Annotated in this window: 6 protein-coding genes; 2 read left to right on the top strand and 4 right to left on the bottom strand. The window is 68.4% G+C overall.

All coding sequences use genetic code 11. The annotated features are described in order from the left end of the window. Positions 1 to 95: 95 nt before the first annotated feature. Positions 96 to 1,106 carry an ATP-binding protein gene (locus ASD82_RS02295; protein WP_056714858.1) on the bottom strand — a complete coding sequence of 337 codons (1,011 nt, stop codon included), beginning with the start codon at positions 1,104 to 1,106 and terminating at the stop codon, positions 96 to 98. A gap of 118 nt (positions 1,107 to 1,224) precedes the next feature. Between ASD82_RS02295 and ASD82_RS02290 the strand changes: the two genes are divergently transcribed. After that, entirely contained in the window at positions 1,225 to 2,508 is a 1,284-nt protein-coding gene (locus ASD82_RS02290; protein ID WP_056714855.1) for a M20 family metallopeptidase, read from the top strand. A 17-nt stretch (positions 2,509 to 2,525) separates the two neighbouring features. On the opposite strand, the gene ygiD is transcribed toward ASD82_RS02290, so the two are convergent. Then, a complete protein-coding gene (gene ygiD / locus ASD82_RS02285) occupies positions 2,526 to 3,293 on the bottom strand; it encodes a 4,5-DOPA dioxygenase extradiol (RefSeq protein WP_157599159.1) in 768 nt (255 codons plus the stop codon). A gap of 145 nt (positions 3,294 to 3,438) precedes the next feature. On the opposite strand from ygiD, the gene ASD82_RS02280 reads away from it, so the two are divergent. After that, a complete protein-coding gene (locus ASD82_RS02280) occupies positions 3,439 to 4,050 on the top strand; it encodes an NAD(P)-dependent oxidoreductase (RefSeq protein WP_056714852.1) in 612 nt (203 codons plus the stop codon). A 110-nt stretch (positions 4,051 to 4,160) separates the two neighbouring features. On the opposite strand, the gene glnA is transcribed toward ASD82_RS02280, so the two are convergent. Both glnA and ASD82_RS02270 read right to left on the bottom strand, forming a co-directional pair. Beyond that, entirely contained in the window at positions 4,161 to 5,570 is a 1,410-nt protein-coding gene (gene glnA, locus ASD82_RS02275) for a type I glutamate--ammonia ligase (protein ID WP_056714849.1), read from the bottom strand. 185 nt (positions 5,571 to 5,755) lie between these two features. Next, positions 5,756 to 7,078 (bottom strand): ammonium transporter, encoded by a 1,323-nt coding sequence (locus ASD82_RS02270; protein WP_056714847.1) that lies wholly within the window; start codon positions 7,076 to 7,078, stop codon positions 5,756 to 5,758. Between the last annotated feature and the right edge of the window lie 7 nt (positions 7,079 to 7,085).

Here is a 7,085-nt window from a genome sequence, read left to right as displayed (position 1 = left end):
TGGTTTTGCTCGGGCGGGCGGGGAAGATCAAGGGCCGACCCCACCCCAACCCTCCCCTGCTGCGCAGGGGAGGGAGCGGAGCGCGTGCGCGCGGGTCAGTCATGGGCGCGCTCCAGCGGCAGGTACAGCGAGAACACGGTGTGGCCGGGGCGGCTGGCGCAACGCAGTTCGCCGCCGTGTTCGTGGGCGATCTCGCGCGACAGGGCCAGGCCCAGGCCGGTGCCGTCGGCGCGGCCGGAGACCAGCGGCTGGAACAAGGTGTCGCGCAGCGCCGCGGGCACGCCGGCGCCGTCGTCGATCACGTCCACGCGCAAGGCCATGCGCAGCATCCGCTCGCCGACGCGCAGGCCGTGTTCGATCCGCGTACGCAGGGTCAGCGTCTGCGCGCCGGCTTCCATCGCGTTGCGGGCCAGGTTCAGCAGCAGCTGTTGCAGGCGATCGGCGTCGCCCAGCAGATCGGGCACGCTGGGGTCGTAGTCGTGACACAGCCGGGGCGGTGCGGGTTCCGCCTGCAACAGATCGCACAGGCGTTCCAGCAAGCGATGGATGTTGACCGGGCCGAGCTGGGGCGCGCCGTCGTGATGCAGCAGGCGATTGGCCAGCACGCCGAGCCGGTCGGCCTCGTCGATGATCAGCCCGGCCAGCGCGCGCAGGTCGTCACTGTCGACCCGACGCTGCAGCAGCTGCGCCGCACCGCGCAGGCCGGCCAGCGGATTCTTCACCTCGTGGGCGAAACCGCGCAGGGTTGCCGACAGCGGCGAACTGCTCGCCGGGGGTTCGGCCAGCGCATGCACTTCCAGCAGCAGGCCGTCGTCGAACGGCTGCAGCGCGATGTCCGCCCGGATCTCGCGCCCGTTGGTCGCGGTCAGCGGTACCCCGCGGCACTGCGTCGGCCGCTGCTCGGCCAGCACCCTGGCTGCCTGCGCCAGGGCTTCCGGCGCCTCGCCCAGCAGCACGTCGAGCGGCTGCCCCAGCGGACTGCGCAAGCCCAGCTCCAGCCATTCGGTCAGCGCCGGATTGACCCAGCGCAGGCGCAGCTCCGCATCGACCAGCACCAGCCCGGTCGCCATCTGCTCCGCCCACGTTCGCCACGCCAGCTCGTTCATTGCACCATCATGGACAATGTTCCGCTTTGGTGCAATGCCATTGATCAGGGCGTGCCGCCCTCACCTGCGAAGGATCACCGTGGAGTAGCTTTCAACGATCGACCAAGGAACCCGGGCCATGAACGAGAAACCGACGACACCTGCCACCGAATCCCTGCCCGGCAACCTGCAGGACCTGCTGCCGCAACTGGAAGCGCTGTACACCGACATCCACGCGCATCCCGAACTCTCGATGCAGGAGACCCGCACCGCGGGCCTGGCCGCCGAGCAGTTGCGCAAGGCCGGTTATGAAGTGACCACCGGCGTCGGCAAGACCGGCGTGGTCGGCTTGCTGCGCAACGGCGACGGGCCGGTGGTGATGTTGCGTGCGGACATGGATGCGCTGCCCGTCGAGGAGGCGACCGGCGCGGCCTATGCAAGCAAGCTCACGGCGACGGACCACGCAGGCAACAGCGTGCCGGTGATGCACGCCTGCGGCCACGACATGCATGTCGTCTGGCTGGTCGGCGCCACCACCTTGATGGCACAGACGCGGGACACGTGGCGCGGCACCTTGATGGCGGTGTTCCAGCCCGCGGAAGAGACCGCCGAAGGCGCCCAGGCGATGATCGACGACGGCCTGTTCCAGCGCTTTCCCAAACCCGCCGTGGTGCTCGGCCAGCACGTGATGGTCGGCCCGGCCGGCGCGATCGGCGGGCGCAAGGGGGTGATCACCTCGGCCGCCGACAGCCTGCAGATCCGCCTGTTCGGCCGCGGCGCGCACGGCTCGATGCCGCAGGCGAGCATCGATCCGGTGGTGATGGCGGCGGCCACCGTGCTGCGGCTGCAGACCATCGTGGCGCGCGAGCTCGCGCCCACCGAGGCGGCGGTGCTCACCATCGGTTCGCTGCAGGCCGGCACCAAGGAAAACGTGATTCCCGACGAGGCCATCATCAAGCTCAACGTGCGCACCTTCGACGAGGGCGTGCGCACGCGCGTGCTCGCCGCGATCACCCGCATCGTCAACGCCGAGGCAGCGGCGTCGGGCGCGCCGCGACCACCGGAGATCACCCCGCTCGACAATTATTCGCTGGTGAGCAACGACGAGGCGGCGACCACCACGGTGGCCGAGGCCTTCCGCCGCCACTTTGGCGCCGAACGCATCCACCAGACCGGGCCGACCTCGGCCAGCGAGGACTTCGGTTCGTTCGGCGCCGAGTGGGGCGCGCCCTCGGTGTTCTGGTTCGTCGGCGGCACCGACCCGGAAACCTACGCGAAGGCGAAGGCGGAAAATCGCCTCAACGAGATCCCCACCAACCACAACCCCCGCTTCCTGCCGGTGCTGCATCCGACCCTGGAAACCGGCGTGCAGACGCTGATGGTGGCCGCGCGGGCGTGGCTGGCGAACGGGGCCGGCGACTGATCCCTGCGGCGGACGACTCAGCCGAACTGCACGCTCAGCATCGAGATCGAGCCGCCGTCCATGCCTTCGACCGGGAAGCTCACCGCGTCGCCCTCGTCGCTGGCGCCGAGCACGTACAGCAACGGCAGGTAATGGTCCGGCGTGGGGATCGACAGTTCGGCATCGCGGCCCAGCGCGGGGTAGTCCACCAGCGCGTGATGGTCACCCTGCAGCATCAGCTCGCGCGCCTTCGCCTCGAAGCGCAGCGCCCAGTCGAACGGCTCGGCCGGGTGGCGGCCCCAGGCATAGGCGTGCAGGTTGTGCACCACGTCGCCACTGCCGATCAGCAGGATGCCTTCGTCGCGCAGCGGTCGCAGCAATCGGCCCAGGCCGTAGTGGAACGCCGGCGGCTGTGATTCATCGATGGACAGCTGCACCACCGGCACGTCGGCGTCGGGATAGACGTGGCGCAGCACCGACCAGGTGCCGTGGTCCAGCCCCCATGAGCGGTCCTCGTCCACGTCCAGCGGCTGCAGCAGGTCGCGCACGCGATGCACCAGGTCGAGGTCGCCCGGCGCCGGATAGTGCACCTCGAACAGTTCGCGCGGGAAGCCGCCGAAGTCGTGGATCGTGGGCGGCCTGGCCATCGCGGTGAGCAGGGTGGCCGGCAGGTACCAGTGCGCCGACACCGACAGCACCGCGCGCGGGCGCGGCAGGCGCTGGCCGATCGCGGCCCAGCCGCGACTCCAGTCGTTCTCGTGCAGCGCGTTCATCGGATTGCCGTGGCCGAAGAAGATGGTCGGCATCCGGGGCGAACTATTCCGGTCTGGCATTGCGGCGTCCATCTGTGTCCGTCATCCACGCATTGCTTACATTGGCGGCGTTAGTCTCGCGTGATCATCGACGCGGCGCCATCGGCAAACCGCGCATGGCCGGCACAGGAAAACCATCATGAACATCGCCCTGCTTGGCGTCAGCGGACGCGTCGGCTCGCGCCTGCTGGCCGAACTGCTGCGCCGTGGCCATCGCGTCACCGGCATCGCCCGCGACACCGGCAAGCTGGCCGGCCAGCCGGGTCTGGTGCTGAAGAACGCCGATGCCGGCCAGCCCGCGCAACTGGCGCCGCTGCTGGCCGGCCACGACGCGGTGATCAGTGCGCTGAAGTTCGCCAGCACCGACGCTGCCGCGTTGCTCGCCGCGGTGAAACAGGCCGGGGTCACGCGGCTGCTGGTGGTCGGCGGCGCCGCCACGCTGGAGGTGGCGCCGGGCCACATGCTGCTCGACGCGCCCGGCTTTCCCGCGGCCTATCGGCCGGAGGCCGAAGGTGGCCGCCGCTTCCTCGATGCCTTGCGCGGCGAGCACGAACTGGATTGGACCTTCCTGTCGCCGTCGGCCGAGTTCGTCCCCGGCGAGCGCACCGGCAAGTTCCGCCTCGGTACCGACCAGTTGCTCAGCGATGCGAACGGCAAGAGCTGGATCTCGATGGAGGACTATGCGATCGCCCTCGTCGATGAACTGGAAACCCCGAAGCACTCGCGGCGACGCTTCACGGTGGGCTACTGACCGTTCGACTCCGGCGTCGCGAGGCTCGGGCGGCCAGTCGCGGGCAGCCACTCGTTTCCAAAAAAAACGGGCGCCGCAGCGCCCGCTTTTTCGACACTCGCCAGCCTCGCTCAGAGCGAGTAGTACATCTGGAATTCCAGCGGATGGGTGCTGGCGCGGTACTTGGTGACTTCCTTCATCTTCACCTCGATGTAGGCGTCGATGAAGTCGTCGGTGAACACGCCGCCGGCCTTCAGGAACTCGCGGTCCTTGTCCAGCGCTTCCAGCGCGGCGTCGAGGCTGGAGCAGACCTGCGGGATGTTCTTCTCCTCTTCCGGCGGCAGGTCGTACAGATCCTTGTCGGCCGGCGCGCCCGGGTCGATCTTGTTGATGATGCCGTCCAGGCCGGCCATCATCAGCGCGGTGAACACCAGGTAGCCGGAGTTCATCGGATCGGGGAAACGCACCTCGATGCGGCGACCCTTGGGGCTGGCCACGTACGGGATGCGGCAGCTCGCCGAACGGTTGCGCGCCGAGTAGGCCAGCATCACCGGCGCCTCGAAGCCCGGCACCAGGCGCTTGTAGCTGTTGGTGGTGGAGTTGGCGAACGCGTTGATCGCGCGGGCGTGCTTGAAGATGCCGCCGATGTACCACAGCGCGGTCTGCGACAGGCCGCCGTAGAGATCGCCGGCGAACAGGTTCTCGCCGTTCTTGGCCAGCGACTGGTGCACGTGCATGCCGCTGCCGTTGTCGCCAACCAGCGGCTTGGGCATGAAGGTCACGGTCTTGCCGTTCTGGTGCGCCACGTTCTTGATGACGTACTTCATCGTCATCAGCTCGTCGGCCTTCTTCACCAGCGTGTTGAACTTCACGCCGATCTCGCACTGGCCAGCGTTCGCCACTTCGTGGTGATGCACTTCGACGGTCTGGCCGAGCGACTCCAGCACCTTGCACATGTCGGCGCGCAGGTCGCCCAGCGAATCGACCGGGCTGACCGGGAAGTAGCCGCCCTTCACGCCCGGGCGGTGGCCGGTGTTGCTGCCGTCGTACTTGTAGCGCGACGACCACGCCGCCTCTTCGGAACCGATCTCGTAGAACACGCGGCCCGGGTCGTTCTGCCAGCGCACCGAGTCGAAGATGAAGAACTCGGGCTCCGGCCCGAAGAACGCGGTATCGGCGATGCCGGTGGATTTCAGGAACGCTTCGCCGCGCTTGGCGATCGAGCGCGGATCGCGGCCGTAGGCCTGCATGGTGCTGGGCTCCAGCACGTCGCAGTGCAGGATCAGCTGCACGTGCGCGCTGAACGGATCGAGGTGGGCGGTGTCCGGATCGGGCAGCAGGATCATGTCCGACTCGTTGATGCCCTTCCAGCCGGTGATCGAGGAACCGTCGAACATCTTGCCGTCCTCGAACGTCGACTCGTCGATCGCGTGGGCCGGGAAGGTGACGTGGTGGTGCACGCCGAGCATGTCGGCGAAACGGAAGTCGACGAACTCGACCTCGTGTTCCTGGATCAGGTCGAGCACTTTGTTGGCGGACATGGAGCAACCTCGGCGATGGATGATGGACGGGTTTGAGCAAGCCCCGTGCCAATGGCCGGAATCCTTGCGGGACAAGGCCTGGCGGGCTTTCCTGGTATTCCGGGCGCACCAGAATGCAACGTATTGGTGCAACGGCCTTGGGCTGTTGCACCAATACTGACACTCATCCGGGCCGGCCGGCCAGCTCAGACATCGTAGGCGCTTTCGCCGTGGGTGGTGATGTCCAGCCCCTCGCGCTCGGCATCGCCGGGGACGCGCAGGCCGAACACGGCCTTGACCGCGAACCAGGCCAGTACCGAGACCAACCCGCTCCACGCCACGGTGATGCCCACGCCCAGCGCCTGCACGCCGAGCTGGTGGGCGATCGAAAAACCCGCCGCGCCGGTGCCGCCCAGCGCCGGTGCGGTGAATACGCCGGTCAGCAGCGCGCCCACGATGCCGCCGATGCCGTGCACGCCGAACACGTCCAGCGCGTCATCCGCCCGCAACAGGCGCTTCAGGCCGGTGACGCCCCACACGCAGCAGACACTGGCCAGCGCCCCGATCACGACCGCACCCATCGGACCCACCGTGCCGCAGGCCGGGGTGATGCCGACCAGGCCGGCCACCGCGCCGGAGGCGCCGCCGACCATCGAGGCGTGGCCGCGCATGATCGCCTCCACCGCCAGCCACGCCAGCACCGCCGCCGCCGCGGCCAGCAAGGTATTGATGAAGGCCAGCGCCGCGCCCGCGTTCGCTTCCAGGTTGGAGCCGGCGTTGAAGCCGAACCAGCCCACCCACAGCAGCGCCGCGCCGATCATGGTGAAGGTCACGTTGTGCGGCTTCATCGGCTCGCGGCCGAAACCCAGTCGCGGGCCGACCAGATAGGCGCCAACCAGACCGGCCACGCCCGCGTTGATGTGCACCACCGTGCCGCCGGCAAAATCCAGCGCGCCCTTCGCAAACAGGTAGCCGTCCGGTCCGTACCAGACCATGTGCGCGATCGGCAGGTAGGCGAAGGTGAACCAGATCGCCGCGAACAGCAGCACCGCGCGAAAACGCATGCGCTCGGCGAACGAGCCCACGATCAGCGCACCGGTGATGCCGGCGAAGGTGGCCTGGAACGCCACGAACACGTATTCCGGCAACGCCACGCCCGCGCTGAAGGTGGCGGCCAGCGTGTCCTTCGTGACGCCGTGCAGGAACAGCTTGTCGAAGTTGCCGATCAGCGCGCCGCCGCCGCTGAACGCGAGGCTGTAGCCGTAGGCCACCCACAACAGCAGCAGCAGCGAGAACACCGTCATCACCTGCATCAGCACCGACAACACGTTCTTCGAACGCACCAGGCCGCCGTAGAACAGCGCCAGCCCCGGCACGGTCATCAGCAGGACCAGCAAGGTGGAGGTGAGCATCCACGCCACGTCGCCCTTGTCGACCACCGGCACGGCGGCCTCGGCATGCAGCATCGGCGCGAGCAGGGCCAGCACCAGGCCCGCGGCGAGGCCGCGGGGGAACTTGATTTCTTTCATGGAAAAC

This window comes from Rhodanobacter sp. Root179, from assembly GCF_001428465.1.
Classification (GTDB): domain Bacteria; phylum Pseudomonadota; class Gammaproteobacteria; order Xanthomonadales; family Rhodanobacteraceae; genus Rhodanobacter.
The sequence above is the reverse complement of the archived record's forward strand: the minus strand, read 5'-3'. Positions and strand labels throughout refer to the sequence as shown.